Source organism: Okeania sp. (assembly GCF_035285525.1).
Classification (GTDB): Bacteria; Cyanobacteriota; Cyanobacteriia; order Cyanobacteriales; family Microcoleaceae; genus Trichodesmium.
This window is the reverse complement of the sequence record NZ_JAYKGW010000086.1, coordinates 1-25157: the sequence shown is the minus strand read 5'-3', so window position 1 is coordinate 25157 and position 25157 is coordinate 1. Positions and strand designations below refer to the sequence as shown.

Annotated in this window: 20 protein-coding genes and 1 pseudogene; 15 read left to right on the top strand and 6 right to left on the bottom strand. The window is 35.6% G+C overall.

The genetic code is table 11. From position 1 onward, the window contains the following. Positions 1–275: 275 nt before the first annotated feature. The 3 genes from VKJ25_RS08350 to VKJ25_RS08340 all read right to left on the bottom strand — a co-directional run bounded on the left by VKJ25_RS08350 (position 276) and on the right by VKJ25_RS08340 (position 4821). Positions 276–1649 carry a tetratricopeptide repeat protein gene (locus VKJ25_RS08350; RefSeq protein ID WP_324236164.1) on the bottom strand — a complete coding sequence of 458 codons (1374 nt, stop codon included), beginning with the start codon at positions 1647–1649 and terminating at the stop codon, positions 276–278. Between the two features lie 10 nt (positions 1650–1659). Then, on the bottom strand, positions 1660–3216 hold the full coding sequence (locus VKJ25_RS08345; protein ID WP_324236163.1) for a tetratricopeptide repeat protein: 1557 nt from the start codon (positions 3214–3216) through the stop codon (positions 1660–1662). A gap of 183 nt (positions 3217–3399) precedes the next feature. Continuing rightward, positions 3400–4821 (bottom strand): NB-ARC domain-containing protein, encoded by a 1422-nt coding sequence (locus tag VKJ25_RS08340; RefSeq protein ID WP_324236162.1) that lies wholly within the window; start codon positions 4819–4821, stop codon positions 3400–3402. A 177-nt stretch (positions 4822–4998) separates the two neighbouring features. Between VKJ25_RS08340 and VKJ25_RS08335 the strand changes: the two genes are divergently transcribed. The 3 genes from VKJ25_RS08335 (at position 4999) to rdgB (ending at position 7397) form a co-directional block, all read left to right on the top strand. Next, positions 4999–5232 (top strand): hypothetical protein, encoded by a 234-nt coding sequence (locus tag VKJ25_RS08335; RefSeq protein WP_324236161.1) that lies wholly within the window; start codon positions 4999–5001, stop codon positions 5230–5232. Between the two features lie 263 nt (positions 5233–5495). After that, positions 5496–6290 (top strand): DUF4058 family protein, encoded by a 795-nt coding sequence (locus tag VKJ25_RS08330; protein WP_324236160.1) that lies wholly within the window; start codon positions 5496–5498, stop codon positions 6288–6290. 495 nt (positions 6291–6785) lie between these two features. After that, positions 6786–7397, top strand: coding sequence for an RdgB/HAM1 family non-canonical purine NTP pyrophosphatase (rdgB, locus tag VKJ25_RS08325; RefSeq protein ID WP_324236159.1), 612 nt, complete (start codon positions 6786–6788; stop codon positions 7395–7397). 187 nt (positions 7398–7584) lie between these two features. On the opposite strand, the gene VKJ25_RS08320 is transcribed toward rdgB, so the two are convergent. Beyond that, positions 7585–7860 (bottom strand): hypothetical protein, encoded by a 276-nt coding sequence (locus VKJ25_RS08320; protein ID WP_324236158.1) that lies wholly within the window; start codon positions 7858–7860, stop codon positions 7585–7587. A gap of 96 nt (positions 7861–7956) precedes the next feature. Beyond that, on the bottom strand, positions 7957–8691 hold the full coding sequence (locus VKJ25_RS08315) for a hypothetical protein (protein WP_324236157.1): 735 nt from the start codon (positions 8689–8691) through the stop codon (positions 7957–7959). 309 nt (positions 8692–9000) lie between these two features. On the opposite strand from VKJ25_RS08315, the gene hemC reads away from it, so the two are divergent. The 5 genes from hemC to miaB all read left to right on the top strand — a co-directional run bounded on the left by hemC (position 9001) and on the right by miaB (position 13140). Continuing rightward, the gene (hemC, locus tag VKJ25_RS08310; protein ID WP_324236156.1) at positions 9001–9963 is read left to right on the top strand and encodes a hydroxymethylbilane synthase; all 963 of its coding nucleotides are present in this window, start codon (positions 9001–9003) and stop codon (positions 9961–9963) included. Positions 9964–10317: 354 nt separating this feature from the next. Next, positions 10318–10704 (top strand): hypothetical protein, encoded by a 387-nt coding sequence (locus VKJ25_RS08305; RefSeq protein WP_324236155.1) that lies wholly within the window; start codon positions 10318–10320, stop codon positions 10702–10704. Further along, positions 10691–11044 (top strand): type II toxin-antitoxin system PemK/MazF family toxin, encoded by a 354-nt coding sequence (locus tag VKJ25_RS08300; protein ID WP_324236154.1) that lies wholly within the window; start codon positions 10691–10693, stop codon positions 11042–11044. The genes VKJ25_RS08305 and VKJ25_RS08300 overlap by 14 nt, the downstream gene beginning before the upstream one ends. A gap of 11 nt (positions 11045–11055) precedes the next feature. Continuing rightward, entirely contained in the window at positions 11056–11634 is a 579-nt protein-coding gene (locus VKJ25_RS08295) for a Uma2 family endonuclease (RefSeq protein WP_324236153.1), read from the top strand. Between the two features lie 165 nt (positions 11635–11799). Further along, complete coding sequence (gene miaB / locus VKJ25_RS08290) at positions 11800–13140, top strand: tRNA (N6-isopentenyl adenosine(37)-C2)-methylthiotransferase MiaB (protein WP_324236152.1); 1341 nt, start codon at positions 11800–11802, stop codon at positions 13138–13140. Between the two features lie 312 nt (positions 13141–13452). Here miaB and VKJ25_RS08285 read toward each other — a convergent pair whose 3' ends face one another. Further along, positions 13453–14211, bottom strand: a complete 759-nt coding sequence (locus VKJ25_RS08285) for a DUF561 domain-containing protein (RefSeq protein ID WP_324236151.1) — start codon at positions 14209–14211, stop codon at positions 13453–13455. A 345-nt stretch (positions 14212–14556) separates the two neighbouring features. Between VKJ25_RS08285 and VKJ25_RS08280 the strand changes: the two are divergent. The 7 genes and pseudogenes from VKJ25_RS08280 (at position 14557) to VKJ25_RS08250 (ending at position 24722) form a co-directional block, all read left to right on the top strand. After that, positions 14557–15465: pseudogene (locus VKJ25_RS08280) on the top strand (glycosyltransferase). Between the two features lie 57 nt (positions 15466–15522). Then, on the top strand, positions 15523–15675 hold the full coding sequence (locus VKJ25_RS08275; protein ID WP_324236150.1) for a hypothetical protein: 153 nt from the start codon (positions 15523–15525) through the stop codon (positions 15673–15675). 162 nt (positions 15676–15837) lie between these two features. Then, positions 15838–16023 carry a PCP reductase family protein gene (locus VKJ25_RS08270; protein WP_324236149.1) on the top strand — a complete coding sequence of 62 codons (186 nt, stop codon included), beginning with the start codon at positions 15838–15840 and terminating at the stop codon, positions 16021–16023. Positions 16024–16244: 221 nt separating this feature from the next. After that, positions 16245–16970, top strand: coding sequence for a triose-phosphate isomerase (gene tpiA, locus VKJ25_RS08265; protein ID WP_324236148.1), 726 nt, complete (start codon positions 16245–16247; stop codon positions 16968–16970). Between the two features lie 862 nt (positions 16971–17832). Further along, positions 17833–18675, top strand: a complete 843-nt coding sequence (gene folP, locus VKJ25_RS08260; RefSeq protein WP_324236147.1) for a dihydropteroate synthase — start codon at positions 17833–17835, stop codon at positions 18673–18675. 349 nt (positions 18676–19024) lie between these two features. Then, positions 19025–20050 (top strand): ABC transporter permease, encoded by a 1026-nt coding sequence (locus VKJ25_RS08255; RefSeq protein WP_324236146.1) that lies wholly within the window; start codon positions 19025–19027, stop codon positions 20048–20050. A gap of 655 nt (positions 20051–20705) precedes the next feature. Further along, entirely contained in the window at positions 20706–24722 is a 4017-nt protein-coding gene (locus VKJ25_RS08250; protein ID WP_324236145.1) for a PLAT/LH2 domain-containing protein, read from the top strand. Positions 24723–25157: the final 435 nt, after the last annotated feature.

The window sequence follows — 25157 nt, the reverse complement described above, 5'->3', positions numbered from 1 at the left end:
ATTTAGGATTGCTATTTTTACTCTTATTAGGTTATTATAATTTAAACTACAATTATGAATTTATGGTCGAAATAATATCAAAAAAATACTTTTTCAATTGCTAGTAAATTTTGTCGATAATCAAAGTCAAATAGAAGCTAAAAGTACATAAATAAGCAGCGATCGCTTTTCTGTGGAGAGGAATCTTTTTTGGAGAATAAGATTTTACCATCAATATTGGGAAAAGTTTACTGTAGGGGTTTGCTCTCCAAACCCTAACTCTTTATCTAAATTTCCTAAGTGTTGATGAGTTTCTGCTTATTATATAAACCCCAAAATAATGTAGTTATGAAAGATACAATGATGGCAAAGGGAAATCCTATTAATACAAATAAGAGGAATAAAGTTAGCTGAAATTTACCTCTTTGACTAAATTTTAAGAATGATTTATACCATTTTGGCAATAATAAAGCATTTACTGTTACTCCACATTCTATCATTATCTTCAGAGATTTTTGAGAGACAGTAAAACCTTGTTGAAATTTACCACACCTATAATAATACTGAGCTAAACCGAATAATATAAAACTTTCACCTCGGCGATCGCCTATCATTTTGGCAATATTTAAAGCTTTTTCTAAAGACTCTTTTCCTTGAGTAAAATTTCCTAATTCAACTTCAATTAAACCTAGATTTATTAGTGCAGTTTCTTTTCCATTCAAATCGCCAACTTCTATTGCTAATTCTAAACTTTTTTGAAGATTAGTAATAGCTTCAGGATATGTGTTGAGAAAGCGGTAAATAATACCAATATTGCCTAAAGCAGTTTTAATACTTTGGCGATCGCCTATTTCTTTTGCTATTTTTAATTGTTGTTGGTAATAAGTCATTGCCACATGATAGTTTTGCAGAGCAAAATAAACATTTCCCATACCTCCAAGTGCTACACATTCTTGATAGAGGTTAACATTTTCTCTAGCAATATCTAAACCTTTTGTATGAAACTGAATTGCTTTTTCATAATCGCCAATAGCATCATAAATAGAACCCAAATTTGTGAATATTGAACCTTCTCCAAGAGGGTTATTTATTGCTTTATTAATTTTCAAAGCTTGAGATAAAATATCTATAGCTTTTTCATAATTTCCTATTTCTTGATAAGGAACACTTAGATTTATTAGTATGCCTACTTCTTTTTCAGTCAGGAGATTTTTTTGAGCAATTACTAAACTTTGATTAAAGTAATTAATAGCTAGTTGATAACTACCTGTATAAAAGTGACAATTACCAAGACCATTTAAACAAATGAGCTGCCACTCATCATTTAATTTGCCTAAAAGTCGGTCATAAATTTCTTTTTGTTGTTGATAGTAACCCCAAGTTCCTAATAGGTCTCGTAATTTTTCATTAGTGGGGGTATTGAGAGTAATATCAATAATTGTTGTAGCTCTTTCCCAATCTTCTACTTCACAAAGATGATGAAAAGCTTCTAAATAACCTTTAACTATTTGTAAATTAGAAGCATTTGCATGGGGTTTATACTCTGTTAACCAGTTAATAACTGCCCGATAGTGAGACTTTTTTCGACGTGGTTTGATTGATTTAATAGTTGTTGATTCTAGACCTATTTTTTCTAAAACTAATTCAACCCTTGGTGTAATATTATTCATTTCTAGATTCCTAATTTTCATTGACTTTTGTATGTTGTTTGATTCCAATAATATTTCTCAAGGACTTGAAAACTATAAGAACTATGGATATAGCTGGACTGAAAATATCTAAAATCAAAGCTGCTAAATATAAAAATCTTGCTAATATTAAATCTATTAATTGCACAAAAACAACGAAAATTATAATCTGAGCTAACCCTAGATAAGAACTGTTTGATAGTCTGCCATTGTTTTGTTCTGCATATACTTTAGCTAAACTCATTACTGATAAAATGAGACCTTCAATGCTTTTGTTTTTTTCAGCAGCAAAGAAAGTATTTTTAAAATAATCTATGGCTTTATCATAATCTTTTTTGGCTATATAGATTTCCCCTAAATTAAAAAGTATCGAATATTTCAAAAATAATACTCTTTCTTCCTGGGAAGATTGAATTTTATTTACAAGAGATAAACTTTGTTGATAATGTTCTATAGCTTTGTCATAATTCCCTGTTGTTTTCTCATCATATGCCTGTGAATAATGTATATTTGCTAAGTTTTCTAATGCTAGATTTTTTCTTGAAATATTATTTGTTTCTTTTGCCGTTACTAAAAGCTTTTGAGATAATTCAATTGCTTGATCATGATTTCCTAAACGACGCTCAATAAATCCTAAATTTTCTATATTTCCAGTTTCTAACTGACTATCTTGAAGTTCTCTAGCTATAGCTAAACTTGACTGAGAAAATTCAATTGCTTTGTCGTAATCTCTCAATTCACAATAAACAATTCCTAAATTACACTTAGCCGTTGCTTCAAGACTTAAATTTTGAATTTGTTTACCTATAGCTATTTGCTTTTGATAATAATCAATAGCTTGGTCATACTTTCTAATAACTGTATAGAAATTTGCTATTCCTCCTAAAGCTCTTCCTTCTTTGTAAACGTCGTTAATTTCTCGACTAATTTTTAAACTTTGCTGAAAGTATCTCCATGCTCGACGAAATTGCAATTTAGCATTAAAATTTCCCACCAAGTCTTTTCCTGCAACAAAGTTTCCTTTAGATAGATAAGCATGACCGAGATTTTGTATTGCTTTTTCCTCTTCTTCAGGAGATTGAATTTCTTGAGCAATACTCAAACTTTGTTTTAGATATTCTATGGCTTTGTCAAACTTTAATAAAGCCATATTTGCTTTTCCTAAATTTGTTAATATAGTCGCCTTTATTGACAGACTTAGTTCGCTAAAACTCAAAACTTGAGTGTAAATTTCAATTTGTATTTGATAATATCCCCAAGTATAAAGTTGCTTGTGAAATTCTTCTTTTGTCGGAGTATTAAGTCTAACAAAAATTAATTTAGTTGCCCTATCCCAATCTTCCACTTGACACAAATGATAAAAAGCTTCTAAATAACCTTTAACCTTCTCCAAGTTAGAAGCATTTTTATGTGCTTTATAGAATACTAACCAGTTAACAACTCCCCGATATTGAGACCTTTTTGAATGTGGTTTAATTGATTTAATAATTGCTGATTCGAGACTAATTTCTCTTAATACTAATTCGCCATTTGGTGTAATATTTGTCATTATTTTATTGATTCATTAATTGTTTTTTCAATTTTTGGCGCTCTTTTAATTTCTTGGTACTCCTAATTCTGTGAAAATAGCCAAAACTCTTTAGGGCGTTTGCGGAGCATTCCGGCACGGAAATGCCATTCGCCCCTACAAATAAAAACTGCTGTAAATAGCGATCGCTAATCTCAATATACTCTAATTCACCATCCGTGCATCCGTGGCCAAATCCCTGTCTTGCCCATCCTCGTCCAATTTTTTATGATGTTCCAATGCTACACTACGAATTAAATTATGTTGCCTCACGAACACATCATCATTTTCCACAACTTCCTCAAGCAAAAAGCGATCGCGCAAAACCTCCAAAGCTAAATCTGCTTCATCCTCATCACAATCCCAATCAGCTAAATGATTCAACCAAAACTTTTCCGGTACTGCACAACGATAAATCGAACCCTCGCATAATAACCGATAACTATCAATCGTATCCTGTTTCAGTCTGCCAAAAGTCTTTTCCAAACGCTCTTGCACATTTTTTCGGAGCTTGCGAGTATATCGATCCAACTTCCACTCATCATCAGCACCCTCTATTATTCCCCGATCTACTTCAGCGATCGCCTTTTCTACCTCCTCTATTTCATGGCCGTACTTTTTCCAGTAAGCTACAACATTACCATCAAAAGGTTTAGCACCTATTTCCCCAGAAATTACACGCAATGCCAGAGGATGACCTTCATAAGCAGCACCAATACGTTTTAAATATTCGTAACTTGGTGAATCTGCATCTACCTCTAACCCAGTTTTCTCGAATAACTCCAAACGCTCCGACTCAGATAACCCAGTCAACAGTATGCAGTGCCAGAAATTTTTATAACGCTCTGGTATTTGATGGGGAAAATCTTGGGAAGTTAAAATGATTCGACTTTTACAAGATTCTGTTCCTAAGAAACTCTCAAAAAATTTCCCCCACCATTCATCCCGGAAATTATTCCCACCTTCCAGCTCATTTCCCTCCATAATATTTTCCACAGAATCCATCAATATCAAATATTCATTATCCTGTAACCGCTTCACCAACCGATTTAATAATCTGCCGGTATCTTTGCGGTCTTCTTCCTGGAGGCGATCGCCCCACTTTTCCAACCATCGACTTGCCACACTAGCAAAATCTGAAGCTTGGTTATCTAACTCAAAATTTTCCTGGTGAAACTTATTCCAATCTAACTCTGATACTACCTTTTCAGCTAATGCCGTTTTACCAATACCAGAAATGCCAACAATAATAGCAACTCGACAAGTATCTTTAATTTTATTAGTTAATTCAGTAACTAAATTTTCTCGTCCCACCCAAGCATAATCATAAGCAAAAAAATCTTTTTTCTTACTTCGAGATAGTGGGTTATTATCAACTATTTTTTCCCAGTTTTCTCCAACAGTTTTACAAATATTTATAAAGGTATCTTGTGCAATTGCTTTTCCTTGCCAAAATCGTTTTAGTGTTGCTTTAGAAGTGAATGCTAAGTCATGCCAAGCACTTTCGTACTTATTCCATCCTTTCTTTTTTCTAGCCATATCAATAATTTTCAGACCTTGTTCTGATGCTGCAATAGTAGCTGCCATAGTTATTTTTTCTACTTAATTTACACACCTTTTATTTTATAACATTTCTCCAAAGTTCACTTGGCTCAGTTTTTGCTCACTTTTTGATGCAGTGGAAAAATGCAGCTTTATTTGACCCAAAAAACCTATTTATTTAACTTAAGATATAAATTGTAGACAATCAAAACAAATGAAAAAATGAACAATTTTTCTGTCAACTTTTATGTTAATGAAGAACATCAAATTATAGTTGACGAACTAATAAAAACTCAAAAATATAATGGCTACCGTCAAGGGTGGATTTATTACAATCTTTTACAAGATAAACGCTCTAAATATTTCACATTAGGAGACTGTTTAACAATTGCATTTAAACTCGGATATAAACCAGTATGGGGATGGCATTTTTGGCAAGAAATTCAGTCAGTCTAAATTAATGGAAAAATTTGAGGGTATAGCAATTATCAAATTGATTAGGTACACAAATACGATCCCCCTAAATCCCCCTTTAAAAGGGGGACTTTGAAGTTCCCCCCTTGTTAAGGGGGGTTAGGGGGGATCGAATATCAAGACCTCACAAATTAAAAAATTGCTATAGGTATTATCTCTACCCATAAAATTTTGTTAAAATACAATCAAAACCAAAATAATTATCATATTTACTATAATTAATTAAAACCAAAGGATAAAAAATTATGCCCTCCCCATTTCCAGGTATGGACCCATATTTAGAACATCCCGATTTATGGCCAGGATTACATAATCGACTCATTGTCAGAATGGCTGACTTATTATCTGGTGAACTCGGCGATAAATATTCAGTTTCTCTAGATGTCAGAATGTATGAAACTAACAATATAGAATCTTTACTTGTAGGTATTCCTGATGTTTCAGTGTTATCAAAAAAAGGTCAAATTAACACATCAAATTCTACAGAATCTCAAGTTGCAGTAATAGAACCTTCTACAAAACCTACAACAGTAACTCTGCCAATACCAATTACTATTCGTGAAGGATATTTAGAAATTCAGGAAGTAGCAACTAAAGAAGTTATCACTGCTATAGAAATATTATCTCCTGCTAATAAAAGAGGTGGAAAAGGTAGAGAAATGTATTTAGAAAAAAGAGAAAAAATATTATATAGTTTGACTAATTTTGTCGAAATAGATTTACTACGTCGTGGTGAAATGATGCCTATTTCAAATCATAAAAATGAAAGTAATTATCGGATATTAGTTAGTCGGAAAAAGCAACGACCAAGAGCTGATTTATATGCCTTTAATATCCAAAATAAAATTCCTAAATTTCCTTTGCCATTACGCCCAGAAGATACAGAACCAATTATAGATTTACAAAGTTTACTAACTACTATTTATGATGTTGGCCGTTATGATTTAAAAATAGATTATACTCAACAACCAGTACCAGGATTATCAGAAAAGGATGCAGTTTGGGCAGATACTTGGTTGCGACAAGAAGGAATAAGATAATGGATAATGGATAATGGATAATTGATAATTACCTTTTTCTAAAAGAGAGAAGATTGACTATTTATTGTCACACAAAATTCCAGGTTGTTACAGCCTAGAAGGCTTTGTTACATGGATAATTGATAATTAATAATTACCTGTCTCTAAAAGGGAGAAAATTGACTATTTATTGTCACACAACATTTCAGGTTGTTACAGCCTAGAAGGCTGTGTTACATGGATAATTATAATTAATAATTACCTAAAAGAGAGAAAATTTACTATTTATTGTCACACAACCTTCCAGGTTTTTACAGCCTAGAAAGCTGTATTACATCGATAATGGATAATTAATAATTACCTGTCTCTAAAAGAGAGAAGATTAACTAATACAGAAACAGTTTTTGTAGTAAGATTTAATTAGGATTTATGCAAAGAAACCCGGTTTCTTGAAGAAACCGGGTTTCTAGATTCCACCTAATAAGACACTGATAACCCTAAAACCTAATAACTAAAATGACAAATATTACTCCCACAAAAACAAGCCCAAAATTGCTAGTTGTCGCTACTGGTAATCCGGGAAAAGTTATAGAAATGCAAGAATATCTGGCAGATTTGAATTTAGAATTACAGTTAAAACCTAAAGATTTAGAAGTAGAAGAAACTGGGGAAACTTTTCTAGATAATGCTCGCCTCAAAGCAACTGAAGTGGCAAAAGCAACTGGAGAATGGGCGATCGCTGATGATTCCGGATTAGCTGTAGATGCTTTGGATGGTAAACCAGGAATCTATTCTGCTCGTTACGCTCCTACTGTTCCCGAACAAATAGAGCGAGTCTTGCAAGAATTAGGAAATAACCCTAATCGTCAGGCACAGTTTGTCTGCGCTCTAGTTATTGCTAAACCTGATGGTACGGTTGCTTTAGAAGCAGAAGGAATCTCCCGTGGAGAAATTTTGTATAGTCTCCGTGGTGATGGTGGATTTGGTTACGATCCTATTTTTTATGTTCCTTCTGAAGAAAAGACTTTTGCCGAAATGTCTGGAGAAATGAAGCGATCGCTCTCTCATCGTGGTCGAGCTTTTGAAATATTACTCCCTCAACTCAAGGAGATATGTAGGTTGGGGTGAGCGATCGCTTAAGCTAACCTACTGGACTAAAATGCCTAAAAAAGTAGTGGATTATTTCATCATTTTTAGGCAAGTCTCCGATTATTAACAGGACTTACACGGGAGAAACTATATACAGCGTCTTGGTGCGTTACGCTAGCGCTAACACACCCTACTTATAGCGTTTATGTCTAAGTCCTGATTAAGATTAATCTAACCAGTTACAAATACCGTCTCCATTTGGAGATTCAGGATGTGGTAAAGATTCTAGTTCTTGGATTTTTTCATCTTTATCGCGGATAACCATCTTTAGATTACTAACTTCTTGCTGAAGTTGATGAATTTCATTTTGATAATTTTGAAATAACTGTCTCACCATTTTAATTCCATTTTCTTCCATTTTGTCTAACGTTTTGTCTATTGTTATTTCAGAGATATTATCGAGTTGGAATCGTTCAGTTTTTGGAGTATTAGAAGTCAACATTTTTTCTCTCCTGTTTTGTTAGCTGAAGTTTGACTATTCCAACTTAATCCCTTTATCTGTGGGGTAGAGGAAATGTGTTTTGGGTATTAAGTTTTGTTAAGGGAATTTATATACACCATTTTCAGCATAAGCTTTTTTCCCATTTTTCCAGGCAACGGAGCGACGCTTATCCCATGTTTTTGATTTCCGTTTTCGACAGGCAGTTTTAGTTAAATCGTTGCATTCTATTGTCAATTTATTAAATTCTTTTAATTTCAAGGCAAGTTGAGGATTTCTCAGAACAGAAAATTGACTAACAGTAAGTACCATAACTTGCCATGAAGCAGAAAAACCTACCCAAGAGAAATATTTTTTTATTTGTTTAATTTCATCATCATTTGGTTGATAATAAAAACCTTCTTTTATTCCCTCAAATAATAAATTACTAATTAATTCGCTGCCTCTTTCTGCTTTTTTTAAAGATATTTCTTCGTACCTCAGACATACAGAAAAAATATCATCCTCATTTTCCCTGAGAATTTCGATAAATAGTTCATAGGGAGAATCAAAAGAATACTTTTGACTTAATATATTGCTAAAAAAGTTAAGAAAAATTTGAGGTAGAGACCAAGAAAAATAATCGGCAATAGAAACTATAGACTGAAGAAATGAATGAAAAGAATGTACATCAGTTTCAACAATTTTAACTATCTGCCATAAGGTATAGTAACATTTGATAAGTAGTAATATTCCTTCTTTTTCAATAGCGTCAATTTCTTGATTATCGACAGCAGTATCCAAAGTATAGCCTGGAGTTAATTTCAATTGTTCTCGCCAAGCTTTAGCAATCAAAAGATTCCGCTTTCTCTGTTGATACCATTTCTCTTTTTGGTCTTCAGTCTAACATTTTGCCAACAAACTTTCACTAGGCAAATTTTCCATAACCTGAGCAATTTTTTCTAATACTTCTATTTTTTCTTGATTCATTTTATGATACCTATTCACTGTAGATAAACCACAAATAATTTCATACTTAATTATATGAAATAATTACCGAAAATTTTAGTTAAAAATATCTTAACTTTTCAATTCAAAAATTTATGTGCCAATTTAAGGTATTCTAGAAAGAATGACCAAATTTAGTTATTTTAACATTAAGATATGACAGTATCTGCTTCTACCCGCACCGTTCGGATCGGTTCCCGCAAAAGTCAACTCGCCCTAGTTCAAACCCATTGGGTGCAAGGAGAACTCCAGAAAAATTTCCCAGACATTACCTTTGAAGTCGAGACCATGTCTACTCAAGGAGATAAAATTCTAGATGTAGCCTTATCTAAAATTGGAGATAAAGGACTCTTCACCAAAGAACTAGAATTAGGAATGCTGCAAAATAAAACCGACTTAGCAGTTCATTCCCTCAAAGACTTACCAACAAATTTGCCAGAAGGTCTAATGTTAGGTTGCGTTACCGAACGGGAAAACCCAGCAGATGCTCTAGTTGTCCATGAAAAATTCAAAGATAAACAACTGGAGACTTTGCCAGAAGGTGCTGTTATCGGTACTTCCTCTCTGCGACGTTTAGCACAACTCCGCTACCATTATCCCCACTTGGAATTTAAAGATGTTCGTGGTAATCTCAATACCAGACTAGCAAAATTGGATGCTGGTGAATATGATGCCCTAATTTTAGCTTATGCTGGTTTGTATAGATTAGAAATGAGCGATCGCATTCATCAAGTTATACCTCCGGAAGTATCTCTCCATGCAGTCGGACAAGGTGCTTTAGGAATAGAATGTCGTCAGGGAGATAGTGAGATTTTCGACTTATTGAAAAGTTTGGAACATACTCCCACTGCTCAGAGATGTTATGCAGAACGTGCTTTTTTGAGAGAGCTAGAAGGAGGTTGTCAAGTTCCCATTGGTGTTGATACCCAACTAGAAGGAGAACAACTAACTTTGACTGGTTTAGTTGCCAGTTTGGATGGTAAAAAATTAGTTAAAGATGTTGTTATTGGTGCTGCTGTTGATGCAGAAAACATAGGTATTGAACTAGCGAAAAAATTGAGAGAGCAAGGTGCCCAAGAAATTTTAGATGAAATTTTGGCAGAAATTGATCGTAGTTAACAGTATCTGCTACTGAATTTTCTGGCGTTGGTGAATAGAACTATGAAATCTTATAAGAAACCTAGTTTATTGGAGATAGATGTTAGTATGATAAGCGATCTAAGACAAACCCGGTTTCTCTGCTTGGAAAAACCATAGCCAAAATCACCAATGCCAATTTTCTTTGTTTGTTCCCTTGAGCAAAAAATTTCAGGAGGTGCAACGACAACTCGGACTTGATTGAGTTTATAGTGGAGAAGGTTGTTGTTGGAAAGCCGATATAGCTGTCTCTAGGCTCCATCAGCACTTCTTCCCACCAAAGGAAAATTAATATTGAGTTTTGCGTTAAAATGCTAAGAAATTACTTATAAACTTATGTCAAATCATACTATTATTCTGCCTGAACAAACTTACAAAGTTCTCTTAGAGGTTGCCAGACAACAAGGTATAACTCCTGAAAATTGGATTGCTGCTCAATTGTCTAAAGAGAGAGTTCTGCCAAATACTACACCAACGCCAGAACCACTTTTGTCCGAGTTGACAGGAGATTTAATTGGTGCTATTGATAGTCAAGCTGTAGCTATGGAGTCGCCAAGTCGTCTATCTATGACGGAAATTTCTCGGCTTCCAGTTGCAGAACGCCACAAGATTTTGGCTCCTTATATAGCTGGAACTGCTGAAGATTTTTTAAACGATCCAGAGTTAACAGAGTTTTCGGTTCTTGATGGGGAAGATTGGGATTTAGAAGATGAAGAATCCTAAACGAGGAGAAATATGGCTGGTGGAACTCGATCCAACTAGAGGACAAGAAATCAAAAAAACTCGCCCGACTGTTGTCATTAGTTCTGACCTTTTTAGTTCCATTCCTATCAGAATTGTTATTCCTATAGCTAAATGGCAACCTAAATTTCAAAACCGCCCTTTTATGGTTTCTATTCCCCGTTCTCAGAATAATGGTTTGGATAGCGACTCTGCTGGTAATGTTCTCCAAGTTCGGAGTATTTCTAGTGAAAGATTTGTTAGGTGTTTGGGGCAGGTTTCTGAGACTGTTCTTCAGGAACTGTTAGCAGTGTTAATTACCTGTATTGATTATGATGTCTAAGCTGAAAACTAATGAAGACAAAACTTACGCAAAACTACCAAGACAGCATTTACTGGACAACAGCAGATTTAGAACTCTTGCCAAATAACGGCAACCGCTATGAAATTATTGACGGAGAATTATTGATAACTAGATCGCCCCATATATACCATCAACGCACCTGTGGTAAAATTTATGGATATTTGGAGAAATGGTCTGATTCTACTAATCTGGGCGAGCCTTTTTTTGCTCCGGGTATCGTTTTTAGCGATGGCAATAATGTAGAGCCAGATTTGGTTTGGGTTAGTAGCGATCGCCTCTCAAAAATTATTGACGATAGCGGACATCTGACGGCGGCACCGGAGTTAGTAGTAGAAGTATTGTCAGCAGGTCAAACTAATGAAAGACGAGACCGGGAACTGAAATTAAAGCTATATTTAGAACGAGGAGTTCGGGAATATTGGATTGTGGATTGGCGAAATCAACAAATTGAAGTGTATAGACGAGGCGATCGGGCGATGTTAGAATTAATTGCTACTTTGCTTCCTAATGATACTCTTGCTTCTCCGATCTTGCCTGGTTTTAGCTGTCCAGTGGCACGTTTGTTTTAAAATAGAAGTAGGGGGAGATTATGAATTTAATTTACCTAGATTATAACTGTAGATGTCTATTGATTTATAAAAGTGATAGATATTAATGGGGCAATAACATCTGTGTCCGATTGTGATATAATATTAAACTCTTGTATACTATCATTTTATTCCCAAAGTCCATTTATGAATACAAATTCCCATCGCTATCACATTACCACATTCGGCTGTCAAATGAACAAGGCCGACTCGGAACGTATGGCAGGTGTTCTAGATAATATGGGTTTTATCTGTTCGGATGACCCCAACGATGCTAACATTATTCTCTACAATACCTGTTCTATTCGCGATAATGCTGAACAAAAAGTCTACTCTTACCTGGGTAGACAAGCTAAACGCAAACATAAACAACCAGACCTTACTCTTATTGTGGCTGGATGTGTTGCTCAACAAGAAGGGGAAGCACTACTGCGAAGAGTCCCGGAATTAGATTTAGTTATGGGGCCTCAACACGCTAACCGGTTGCAAGATTTATTAGAACAAGTTTTCAATGGCAACCAAGTAGTCGCCACTGAACCTATTCATATTATCGAAGATATCACCAAACCCAGACGGGATAGTAAAATCACAGCTTGGGTAAATATAATTTATGGTTGCAACGAACATTGTACTTATTGTATTGTTCCCAGTGTGCGGGGTGTCGAACAGTCTCGCTATCCTGAAGCTATCCGCGCGGAAATGGAAGATTTAGGGCGACAAGGTTATCCAGAAATTACATTGTTGGGACAAAATATTGATGCTTATGGACGGGACTTACCGGGAGTAACACCAGAAGGACGCAAAAAACACACATTCACAGATTTACTTTACTATGTGCATGATGTTCCTGGTGTGGAACGTATTCGCTTTGCTACGAGTCACCCCCGCTATTTCACAGAACGTCTAATTAGAGCTTGTGCTGAGTTGCCCAAGGTTTGCGAACATTTTCATATTCCTTTTCAGTCTGGAGATAATAAATTATTGAAAGCAATGGCAAGAGGTTACACCCATGAAAAATATCGCCGAATTATTAATAAAATTCGGGAACTGATGCCAGATGCTTCTATTAGTGCTGATGCTATAGTAGGTTTTCCTGGGGAAACTGACGCACAATTTGAGAATACCCTGAAGTTGGTAGAGGATATTGGGTTCGACCAATTGAATACTGCTGCTTATTCTCCGAGACCAGGAACTCCAGCAGCTTTATGGGAAAATCAATTGAGTGAGGAAGTGAAAGCAGATAGACTGCAACGGTTGAATCATTTAGTGGGGGTGAAAGCTGCGGAAAGATCCCAACGTTATATGGGTCGTATGGAAGAAATTTTAGTGGAAGATACTAATCCTAAAAATTCGGCTCAAGTTATGGGGCGTACCCGTGGCAACCGTCTGACATTTTTTGCAGGGGATATTAATGAGTTGAAGGGTAAATTAGTTAAAGTGAAAATTACGGAAGTACGTCCGTTTAGTTTAACTGGTGAAGTTATATAGAACTTACCCATGGACGCTAATGGTAGCGAAACGCACCCTACTGGAGCGACACTATTCAACCGGACATGATATACACTTACACAAAGAGAGTCTTGGTGCGTTGTGCGTTGTGCCCTTTTCATGTCCCGTAGCAAACGCACCCTACTGGAGCGACACTATTCAACCGGACATGATATAACTTTGTTGCAAAGCATGGAGCGAAACCAAACATCATAAGCTTGTGTTGGGTTTCTTTCCTCAACCCAACCTACATTCAAAAAGTTATCGTTTATGAATCACTTTCATTAACGATAACATTCCAGGTGAAACTAATTAAACAGACATTGCATCTGCTTTTACAGAACGAACCTTCGCCAAAGCTTCCACCAAACTACGAACTGCTGCTATCATTGCTACTTCATCATTCAGTTTGTTAATAGCGGAACCTACACCAACGCCAGCAGCACCAGCAGCGATCGCTAATGGAGCTGTAACATTAGAAATACCGGAAGCACACAAGACAGGTATACTAACAGCACGAGAAATTTCATAAGCTGCTGCTATAGTAGGAGCAGCTTTTTCAATTAAACCTAAAGTTCCAGGATGAGTTGGGTTAGCACTAACAGCACCTTCAGTTTGAATAATATCAGCACCAACTTTTACTAAGTCAGTCGCTAGTTGTACTTGGCGATCAAGTTCTAAAAGATGGGGAACAGTTACAGAAAGAGTAATATTAGGTAATAGCTCGCGAGTTTCTTGAGTTAACCGCAAAACTTCTTCTGCTTCAAAACGCATTCCTTGAGCGTAGAATGCTTCATAGTTACCAATTTCAATTAAGTCAGCTCCTGCTACTACTGCTGGTACAAATTTAGCAGGTTTAATGGCAGATACACAAATAGGTAAGTTGGTTAAGTTGCGTGCCATTTCTACTAAACTAGGATCGGCAGCAATATCCAGGAAGGTTGCTCCACCCACAGTAGCAGCTTTAACTGTGGCAGCGACTTTCTCTTTATCCAAATTAGTTAAGCCACTAATTACTTTTAAAGCTTGGCCATTTTTTAAGGCAGTCTGTAATCTAGATTGAGTTATCATGGAACTTAGTCCTTTTGGCAATAATTTTCCTATATTATTGTGCCATAAGGTAGGGAGTGTGGGAAGTGTGGGATCTGAATTGCCGTCAAGGTGAAATATTAGAATTATTACCTATTAGTATTAGGACTAAAGCCATGAACGCTATTGGTAGGTTGCGTTTCGCTACGCGACATGAAAAGCGCACAACGCACAACCCACCAAGACTCTATATATAGTGCCTCCCGTGTAAGTCCTGACTATGTAAGCCAGATTTAGTATTACTCTTAGTTTAGTTACTACATAAAATCTCAAAAATGAAATATGATTGCTATATTAATAACAGTAATTTTCAATTTAATAATATAGATATATTTATTATTATTTCGCGGTAAGTTTTGGCTAGTAGAAAAACGACTATTACCAACATCACCAACAGAAATTAAGAATCTCGAATTTTGGCCGTTAGTTTATGTAATAATTCCTGCTAGAAATAAACAAAAATTACTACGAAAAACTTTAAATTCTCTGTTAAACCAAGATTATCCAGGGTATTTTAAAATAATATTAGTAGACGATAATAGCCAAGATAATACAGTCAATTTCGCCAAAAATTTAGCTCAACAAAATTATAATTATACAAAACTATAAGTTATTTCAGCAACAGATTTACCTAATGGTTGGATAGGAAAATTCTGGGGAATTAATCAAGGAATTAATTATGCAAAACAACAAATTTCAACCCCAGGTTATTTTTTATTAACTGATGCAGATATTGAACATAGTTCCACAAATATTCGTCAACTTATTGTTAAAGCTGAACAGGAAAATTTAGCTTTATTTTCTCTAATGCCGAAATTACAATGTGAAACTTTAGCAGAGGAATTAATGATTCCAGCAGTTGTATTTTTCTGGCAAAAATTATATCCGTTTAAATGGGTAAATAATCCTCAAAATTCTACGGCTGCTGCTGGTGCTTGTATGTTAATTCGTCATCAAATTTTAGATGAAATTGGCGGAATAGAAGTTATTAAAAATACTTTAATATATGACTGTGCTTTGGCTAAAATAGTTAAAGAAAAATCAACTAATAAAAAGATTTGGTTAGGTCTAACTTCAGAGACTAAAAGTCGGCGTTCTTATCCTGATTTGATGAGTATTGGGAATATGATAGCTCGGACTGCTTTTGCTCAGTTAAATTATTCTCCATTCTTGCTATTAGTCAAAGTCATAGAAATGAAATTAATTTATTTAATTCTTTCATTAGGAATAGTTTGAGGAGCAATTTTTAACTGGTGGGAAATAGTAGCGATCGCTTGATTAGCAAGATTATTAATGTTTTTAGCTTACTTACCTATTATTAAATTTTATCGACTTTCACCAATATATGCTATGGGTTTACCAACTGTTGCTTTAATCTATATATTAATTACAATAGATTCAGCTCGACGACACTGGCGAAAGAGAAACAATTATTGGCAAAATTAGGTTGATATAATTTCAGTTATCAGTTATCAGTATCTACCCCTAAACCTTATACTAAAAATACTAAAGCTTATTATTTTTATTTCACTAAAAAGGAGAAGTTTAAGACTTTCCTTTTTGGTCAAATGAAATAATTAGAGTACCTTTTCAAATTACAGAATTATTATGAACGATTCTAATTTCATAGACGAACTACAATGGACACCAGAAGCTAAGACTAAATTGCAAAATATTCCCTATTTTGTTAGGACTCAGGCACGAAAACGAATAGAAGAATTGGCCAGAGAAACAGAAGCCCAAATAGTAACTGTCGAAATAGTTGAGCAAGCCAGATTAGAATTTGGCCAGTAAAGCCAACATTATTTCATTTTTATAGCAATCCGTGCTGATGTTGTGACAAATCAAAAAGTAGATAAAAAAACTGATTTATCGGGAACCGTAACCCTTACCTGTTCCCTCCATACCTGTTCCCTCCATACCTGTTCCCTGTTGCCTAAAACTAGAAAAACGTCTCATAAAGCTTTAAACTGGTGTTTTGCAGATACTTAAGTTTAAGGTGTATAAAATCAACAGTGAGAAAAATAATAATTGCTGGGAACTGGAAAATGTACAAAACCCAAGGAGAAGCCAAAGAGTTTCTTCAGGGTTTGATGTCTCAAATCACAACAACCCCCGAAGAACGAGAAGTAGTTCTTTGTGCTCCCTTCACCGCACTAGATTTTCTGTCAAAAGTTTTGCATGGGAGTCGCATCAAGTTGGGTGCGCAAAATGTTCACTGGGAAGACGAAGGAGCATACACGGGAGAAATTTCTGGCCTAATGCTGAAGGAAGTTGGAGCTAGTTATGTAATTGTAGGTCATAGTGAGCGCCGTCAATATTTTGGCGAAACTGATGAAACAGTTAATTTGCGCTTAAAAGCTGCTCAGAAACATGGTTTAACTCCTATTCTCTGTGTGGGAGAAACTAAGCAACAAAGAGATTCTGGTGAGACAGAATCACATATATTTTCTCAGTTGGACAAGGATTTAGTTGATGTGGATCAAAAAAATCTAGTTATTGCTTATGAGCCAATATGGGCCATTGGTACTGGTGATACTTGTGAGGCTAAAGAAGCTAATCGAGTTATTGGTTTAATTCGTGGTAAGTTGACTAATCCTAATGTGACTATTCAATATGGTGGTTCTGTTAAACCTACTAATGTTGATGAAATTATGGCACAACCTGAAATTGATGGTGCTTTGGTTGGCGGAGCAAGTTTACAACCTGAGAGTTTTGCTCGTTTAATTAATTATCAATAATTTTAGTATAGCAATTCCCATACTTGTGAGGTACAGTTTTCTATCCCCCCTTGCCCCCCAATGATGCGCTATCCCTTATAAGGAACTCCTAAAACACTAATGATGGGGGGGATGGGGAGATGGGGAGATGGGGAGATGGGGAGATGGGGGGAAAAAGCCTCTAGTTAAATACTTCACTCTCCCAAAATAGCGATTGAATAGTAAATTCATAACTTGTCAATAATGCCCAAGTTTTATGAAAAGAGAAAGATGTTTATAAAGCATAGCGCGTGAAAGTGGGGAAGTGAACAAAAAGTCCCCCTTTCAAAGGAGGATTTAGGGGGATTATCAAGGTAACTTACTAACCTGGGAAATGCTATATTGTCGATTTTTAATTAGACTTTGCAACACAAATTGGGAAGCAAAAAAAGGGGAGAAAAAAAGATTGAATTTTTACTGTGGGAAAAGGTACAGCACTTTCCAGGATAGTTAGGTACAAATATTAAAGAGAAAACTTTTGTAACACAGCCTTCCAGGCTGTCATAGGTCTGCCTAACTGATATAGAATATGCTGTATATTGCAGTAAAATACTAAAGATAAATTCAAGAATTTCCTAAAATTTTGCGATTTTATTGGAGTATTGAATTTGGTTTTTACTCAACTCACGGCAAAAAACTTTTTTTCTTCTCTTTTGTTTAGAATATCAAGGATATTATTGCTCAAATCAGTATCATTGTAATCCTCAATCATTTCTGAAAAAAACAGTAGGAGTTTGCTTTCCAAATGCCATTGCTAGGGTTTGGAGACCAAAACCCTACGATAAAATTTTATAACCTATTACGGACATAATTTTATTCTTCATCAATTATCAAAAATCATCAAATGAACAGTTTAATTAAAAGTTTTTATTGGGGAAAACGTACCTATATAATGGGTATTTTAAATGTGACGCCAGATAGTTTTAGTGATGGTGGTGATTTTCATACACTAGAAACAGCTTTAATACAGGCAAAAAAAATGGTAGAGGCGGGTGCTGATCTGATTGATATTGGCGGTCAATCAACTCGACCAGGTTCTGAATTTATTTCTATAGAGGAGGAACTTAATCGGGTTTTACCCATAATTAAATTGTTAAGAAGTCAAGAAAATATTTGTAGAGAAATTCCCATTTCTGTTGATACGACTAGGGCAATAGTTGCAGAAAAAGCTGTCGAAGTTGGTGCTAATTTAATTAATGATATTTCTGCGGGAACTTATGATAATGAGATGTTTTCTGTGGTGGCTGATTTGAAAGTGCCGATTATTTTAATGCACATTCGGGGTACACCAAAAACCATGCAAAAATTGACAGATTATCAAAATTTAATTGGGGAAATTTATCAGTTTTTAAACAGTAGAATTGAAGAAGCTATTAAAGCAGGAATTACTAGAGAAAAAATTATTATTGACCCTGGTATTGGCTTTGCTAAAAATTACGAACAAAATTTAGAAATTATTCGCAATTTATCAAGATTTAAAAGTTTAAATTGTCCGATATTAGTAGGGCTATCTCGTAAAAGTTTTATTGGTAAAATTTTAAATCAACCTGATGCTAAACAAAGAGTTTGGGGAACTGCTGCCGGTTGTGTAGCAGCGATCGCTCAATCTGTAGATATTTTACGGGTTCATGATGTCAAAGAAATGTCTGAAGTTTGTCAAGTTGCTGATGTGATTTTTAGGAGTTAGGAGTCAAGAGTTATATAGAATCTTGATAATTACTATACCCCAGTCATTGCGACTTACACTCGTGGAGGGAAGCAATTTGAGAGGTTTAGGAGATTGCTTCCTATCGTTGATAGGGACGACTTTTTAACGGGATTCTACATTAGGAGTTAAGAGTTAGAAGTTGGGAATTAGAATCAATAAATTATTTTATTCAAATTGAACCAGAGATGCTAAAATATAGCGTCTATCAAAACAACTATAGCAATCCTAAATAAAATAGGTTGTCAAATTTTATAGTAGGGGTTTGGTTTGGAGACCAAACCCACAATAGGATTACTACAATCAATAACTGAAAAAGCTAATAACTGAAATGTCTCGCTCTAAAGCCCTCTATTCCTATATATTAATCCGTTTATTATTAGCACCATTAATGCTATGGACAATAAGCACTGTAGTCTTTTTATTATTACGAGCAACTCCGGGAGACCCAGTGGATGCTATTCTTGGGCCAAAAGCTTCAACAGCTACTAAAGAAGCTCTCCGCTCCCAACTTGGTTTAGATGGCTCACTATTACAACAGTATTTTAATTATCTCGGAAAATTATTTACTTTTGACTTGGGTACATCAATGACTACCCGTGGAGAATCAGTTTGGCAAATTATTCAAAATTATTTTCCTGCTACTGTAGAATTAGCAGTATTTAGTATGGCAATTTCTCTAATTGTCGGAGTTACTATTGGTTCTATTGCTGCTTCTCATCCTAATACTAAGTTAGATGTTGGTGGGCGTTTGTTTGGAATTTTTACTTATGCAGTTCCCCCTTTTTGGGCAGGAATGATTTTACAATTAATTTTTGCTGTACAGTTAAAATGGTTTCCTTTAGGTACTCGTTTTCCTACTGGTAAAAATCCACCTCCAAACGTTACAGGTTTATACACAATTGATAGTATTTTAAATAGCAATGTCGATGATTTTTTGATATCTATATATCATTTAGCTTTGCCAAGTTTAACATTAGGAATTTTGCTTAGTGGTATTTTTGAAAGAATAGTGAGAATTAATCTCAAACAAACATTAAAAGCTGATTATGTAGAAGCTGCTAGAGCGAGGGGTATTTCGGAATTAAAAATATTATTTTCTCATGCTTTAAAAAATGCTATGATTCCAGTTATTACAGTTTTAGGATTAACTTTTGCTGCTTTATTAGGAGGAGCAATATTAACAGAAGTAACTTTTTCTTGGCCTGGTTTAGCAAATAGATTATATCAAGCAATTAGTTCGCGAGATTATCCGACAGTACAGGGAATAGTTGTATTTTTTGCTGGTATTGTGGTGATGGCTAGTATTTTTATTGATATTTTAAATGCTTATATTGATCCGAGAATTAGATATTGAATAGTTGTCAGTTATGGTAGCAATGGAATACAGCGCTTTTCAGATTGATAAACCACATCTTTAAATAACCAAAACATTGTAGGGACGTTCCATGGAACGTCCCTACTGACACAACTAATTTAGTGCAATAGATTTTAGGTGAAAGCTTTGACATATAAGGGTTATCGCTGAATCCTAATCCACCATTTTGGCTGTGTCGGTCCACTACTGGACTGTTTGACCTAAAACTGTGCATTAGGGAGTAGGGGAGTAGGGGAGTAAGGGAGTAGGGAAGAAAGACTGTTGTTGGGTTTCGTTCCTCAACCCAACCTACATCTGTGCATTAGGGAGTAGGGGAGTAGGGGAGTAAGACTGTTGTTGGGTTTCGTTCCTCAACCCAACCTACATCTATATGCAACATTTAAGATGAAACAGTCCAATACTGTGGTTTACTGAAGTGAAAATTGCTGTAAGACAATCGCAGAATATAAATTATCCCAACTTTTTATTTATTATTAACTGGTTGCTATATAACCCCTGTCGGGACGTTATAAGTTGCAAAAATGCGTTATATGTCGCGCAGCAATACGTCCCTACTAAATTTTGGTTATTGCGATGTGGTTTATCCAATAGTTTGACACCTGACATTGTTAAGAATTATTGCTAAATCAAAATAATGCTTGACAATATATATATATATGCTAAAGCTTTGAAAGCAAACATTAATCTTCAGGGTGAATTACTTATGAGCGATAAATTTTACACTATTAGCATACAAACAGCTTCCATAGAAGAGGTACCTAAAGAGAGTGGCTTATTTGCAAAATTAGGAAACTTCTTAGAAAGGAAATTGTCTAATAAGCATGGAACAGAAGACAAGGTTCAGGTAAAACTTTACGGCAGTGAAAGAACAACTGAATATATCGATCTCCCAAGGGTAGATAATCCTGAATTTTCTCAAGGAAGCAATGTAACTTTTTATCTAGGAAATTTGAATATTGGTGATTTAGACTCAATAGAGTTTAGGAAAAATGGCAACGATGATTGGGGTGTAAAATCTTTTACTGTCTTTGATGGTGAGAATTCTTACAAGTCAAATTTCAATGGAGTAACCACGGTAAAGGATCAACTGAAGTTTGGTGTTGATAAAACGAATAGTTCACAACCTGGGGTTTCAAAGAAATTTGAAAATGATACCAATCATGATGTTATTAATGGTGTTTGGTTCCATGTCACAGACAAAGACGGAAACAGGGATCAATTTGGAAAAATTAACACAGACCAAAATACATATTTTGTCACACATGGATTTCAGGATGGAATAGGAAATCAATGGATTTCCAGTAATGAATTAAATGAATGGCAAGCAAATCAAGCAAAAGCGATTAAAAAATTCGATCCGGATGCTAACGTTGTTGTTGTAGATTGGCATGAAAAAAATTTTACAAGCCTTCCGAAATATTTAGAAGCAGTAAATAGTGTTCCCAGGGTTAGCGCAGATATAGCAGAATACATCACAAAATATGACTTAAATCCTGAGAAAATAAGTTTAATAGGTCACAGTCTTGGTGCTCATGTTTCTGGAATAGCTGGGCAAAATGTAAAAGGAATTGATCAGATTATTGGTATGGATCCTGCTGGACTTGGGTATGAAGATCGACCAAAAGATTTACGACTGTCTCCCGATGATGCAGAAAATGTTTATGGTATCCATACATCATCGTTGCTAGGATTAGGATATCAAGATCCTTTGGGTGACTATGACCTGTATCTTAATTCATCGGAATATGAAAAGAGTATAGTACCACTAATACCAAGGGTATCATACAGTCATCCCACCCCTAATATTGAGAATAATTTGCCACCTACACAGCATGGCTATGCTCGTACAGTTACAACAAAATTATTTGAAGGAGAAACCATTGAGGGTGAGTCATGGATTGGAGATAGAGAAGTAAAAGATTTAGATATTACTAAGTTTTTAGACGAGAGTTCATATTCCAATGGATTAATTGATACGAAGAACCTTGAACACAGGGATCAAGAGGTCAAATCTCTATTTTTTAGGGAAACAGGATATGTTCCTTTGGACGTCCAAGTAAAACAAAAACTTCTTTCGGTAGTAGAAAGAGGACTCTCAATGCTTGGACCTTTAGATGATGCTTATATCTTTTTTGATACCAATAGAAATTTCATTTGGGATGAAGGTGAAGTATTTACTCAGACAGACGAATTTGGTAATTACGAAATAGACCTTACAGAACAAAACAATTACACTGATGGGACAAAAGGTGTGTGGAATGGGAAAGAATTTGTTCCAGACGAAGAACCAACTGTTGACTTTCGTGATGGACTTATAGTTGCTATTGCTCCTCCTGATAGCTCAGAAGATAGGCTGAAAGATACCATTACAGGGAAAGATTATGGTGTTCCATTATTTACTATTCCTACTGAGGAGGGTAAAAATGCCAATCCCTCAATTATTACTACCTTCAAATATGCACCTGTTAGTATTTGGAGTGACACAGAAGAAGCTCCAGCTTGGACAACTGAAGAGCAATTTTATGAAAAGTTAACACCAGAAGTTGCAGAAGACCTCTTTGCTAATAATTTTGCAGGCATTCCAGAAAAATTACTAGAAGATGATTACGATCCTTATACAGAATTTGGTGAAGGTGCATCGGATGCTTTAGACAGCATAGCCTATACATATCAAATGTTGGCTTTGACACTAACAACTGCAGAATTGTTCGAGAAGCTTGAAATTGATGTAGATAATTGGGGAATAGAAAGAGACCTCGAAACTTATCCAGGATTAGTTGCGATGCGTGCCATTAATTTTGTCATGCAAGCTAAAGACGATCAAGCAGGTCCTTATTACAAGGAGTTATGGGATGAACTTAATTATGATTGGGATAGTTTAGACATTAGTAACTCTCAGCAAATCGCTGAAGCATGGGAATATATTTATAACACTCATGCGACTAAACTGGGAACAGAAGATGTTTTCTTTGGTGAGGATGGTAGGCCAATCGATCGAGAGTTAGTGTTAGAAAAGGTAGAAGAACTACCATTAGAATTTATCGCTGAAGGATTGGGACAAGTTCAAGAATTTATCGACACCATTCTTGAGGGTGCAGAAGAGAAAGGTTCCCATTTAGTTATTCCTGCTATTGCTGGTCCGAAACGCTTTTTCTTGACAGAATTAGTAGAAAATATTGTAGATATTGCTTTTGAGAGTGAAGATCAGAATGAGTACCAAAATAAACTTAATTCAGTCTTAGTTCAACCAACCTACGTCAATTATGATGATGTTGATAAAGCTATTTTCATTAGTACAGATGACCAATGGTTGGATATACCAATATTGGAAAACGTAATCATAGCACCAGGTGAGACTACTACCAAATCATTCAACATTGCACTTTCTGAACCTGCTCCTACCTATGGTTTAACTGTTCGTTATCAGATAGGTGGTGATGCTATTGCAGGAGAAGATTATGAACGCATTAACAGTGACAATAATTTATACGGTTCATTTTTCATTCCACCAGGAGCAGAAAGCTATTCATTGGATTTTGAGATTAATGGTGATGCTATTGATGGTGGGTCTGATTCCCTGCAATTGAAATTATTAACTGCTGATTCAGGGTATACGACGCTTCCTGAGAATCAATCTGCAACTTTTGTCATTTCTAAAGCACCTGTGGAAGTGGAAGATAAAATTACTTTTGAACCAACATCAGAAGTAACAGGGGATTCTGGAGATAATGAGTTAAAGATTGATGATGGTGCATATAATCCTGTTGTTACTGGTGGCGAGGGTAGCGATCGCTTTTTCCTCAATCCTAATGCGGAAGGAGTAACTCATTTCAGTGACTTTAATTGGACAGAAGATAAAATAGTAGCACTACCAGGAGATTTTCCCAATGCTACTCCACAAGATTTTACAGTTGTTGCAGGCACATTATTTTATCAGAATCAACCACTAGCATTAATTAGTAACTTGATTGATGGGGAAGAGAAAGCATATTCTTATGCTTTGGAAGTGCCAATAGAAATTGATAAAAGTGGCGATGATATAATGAGAGGTGGTGAAAATGATGATTCCTTCAATAGTGGTCAGGGTAACGATAAAATGAGAGGGGGTAGTGGTAACGACACACTCAATAGCGGTAAAGGTAATGATAGAATGTGGGGACAATCTGGAAATGACTATTTAATAGGTCGTTCTGGTAACGATATTTTAATGGGGGGAGAAGGTAGCGATACTCTCGAAGGTGGTATCGGTCGCGATCGCCTCAATGGTGGACCAGGAAACGATGTACTCATAGGTGGTGCAAGTATTGACCGCTTTATTTTCAACACCAATGAAGAGTTTACTTCAGAAGATTTAGGTACAGACGAAATTACTGATTTTGTTCCAGGGAAAGATATTATTCTCTTGGATCGAGATACTTTCACTGTACTTACCAGTGTTAAAGGTGAAGGTTTTAGTGTGACAACAGAGTTTGCAGAAGTTACCACTGATGCAGAGGCAAGAAATTCTAATGGGTTTATTGTCTACAACAGTGAAAACGGCAAGTTATTCTATAACCCTAATGGTAGTGCTACTGGTTTAGGTGGGGGTGCTAATTTTGCTACCTTAACTAATAAGGCAGAAATTAGTGCTGATGATTTCTTCCTCCGTTAAGGCGGGGTGTTGCTGAATTAGTAATTAGTGGGATGGGCATCCTGATCGTCCGATGGTAACACAAAAAAGGCAAATTAACATTTTACAAAATTGTAGGGGCGGGTTTCACCAGAAACTTTGATACAAAGCCCAATTATTTATCTAAACCCGCCCCCCCCTACATACATTGGGTTGGGGGCGGGTTTATTTAATTTAATATTTATACCGATAAATTTGGGTGTGTGTGGGGGCGGGTTTATTTAATTTAATGTTTATGCCGATAAATTTGGGTGTGTGTGGGGGCGGGTTTATTTAATTTAATGTTCATACCGATAAATTTGGGTGTGTGGGGGCGGGTTTATTTAATTTAATGTTTATGCCGATAAATTTGGGTGTGTGTGGGGGCGGGTTTATTTAATTTAATGTTTATGCCGATAAATTTGGGTGTGTGTGGGG

What these genes read in the sequence shown, in the direction of transcription:
- VKJ25_RS08350 (WP_324236164.1), bottom strand. Translation starts at nt 1,649, where the DNA reads ATGAATAATATTACACCAAGGGTTGAATTAGTTTTAGAAAAAATAGGT.
- VKJ25_RS08345 (WP_324236163.1), bottom strand. Translation starts at nt 3,216, where the DNA reads ATGACAAATATTACACCAAATGGCGAATTAGTATTAAGAGAAATTAGT.
- VKJ25_RS08340 (WP_324236162.1), bottom strand. Translation starts at nt 4,821, where the DNA reads ATGGCAGCTACTATTGCAGCATCAGAACAAGGTCTGAAAATTATTGAT.
- VKJ25_RS08335 (WP_324236161.1), top strand. Translation starts at nt 4,999, where the DNA reads ATGAACAATTTTTCTGTCAACTTTTATGTTAATGAAGAACATCAAATT.
- VKJ25_RS08330 (WP_324236160.1), top strand. Translation starts at nt 5,496, where the DNA reads ATGCCCTCCCCATTTCCAGGTATGGACCCATATTTAGAACATCCCGAT.
- rdgB (WP_324236159.1), top strand. Translation starts at nt 6,786, where the DNA reads ATGACAAATATTACTCCCACAAAAACAAGCCCAAAATTGCTAGTTGTC.
- VKJ25_RS08320 (WP_324236158.1), bottom strand. Translation starts at nt 7,860, where the DNA reads ATGTTGACTTCTAATACTCCAAAAACTGAACGATTCCAACTCGATAAT.
- hemC (WP_324236156.1), top strand. Translation starts at nt 9,001, where the DNA reads ATGACAGTATCTGCTTCTACCCGCACCGTTCGGATCGGTTCCCGCAAA.
- VKJ25_RS08305 (WP_324236155.1), top strand. Translation starts at nt 10,318, where the DNA reads ATGTCAAATCATACTATTATTCTGCCTGAACAAACTTACAAAGTTCTC.
- VKJ25_RS08300 (WP_324236154.1), top strand. Translation starts at nt 10,691, where the DNA reads ATGAAGAATCCTAAACGAGGAGAAATATGGCTGGTGGAACTCGATCCA.
- VKJ25_RS08295 (WP_324236153.1), top strand. Translation starts at nt 11,056, where the DNA reads ATGAAGACAAAACTTACGCAAAACTACCAAGACAGCATTTACTGGACA.
- miaB (WP_324236152.1), top strand. Translation starts at nt 11,800, where the DNA reads ATGAATACAAATTCCCATCGCTATCACATTACCACATTCGGCTGTCAA.
- VKJ25_RS08285 (WP_324236151.1), bottom strand. Translation starts at nt 14,211, where the DNA reads ATGATAACTCAATCTAGATTACAGACTGCCTTAAAAAATGGCCAAGCT.
- VKJ25_RS08275 (WP_324236150.1), top strand. Translation starts at nt 15,523, where the DNA reads ATGTTTTTAGCTTACTTACCTATTATTAAATTTTATCGACTTTCACCA.
- VKJ25_RS08270 (WP_324236149.1), top strand. Translation starts at nt 15,838, where the DNA reads ATGAACGATTCTAATTTCATAGACGAACTACAATGGACACCAGAAGCT.
- folP (WP_324236147.1), top strand. Translation starts at nt 17,833, where the DNA reads ATGAACAGTTTAATTAAAAGTTTTTATTGGGGAAAACGTACCTATATA.
- VKJ25_RS08255 (WP_324236146.1), top strand. Translation starts at nt 19,025, where the DNA reads ATGTCTCGCTCTAAAGCCCTCTATTCCTATATATTAATCCGTTTATTA.
- VKJ25_RS08250 (WP_324236145.1), top strand. Translation starts at nt 20,706, where the DNA reads ATGCTTGACAATATATATATATATGCTAAAGCTTTGAAAGCAAACATT.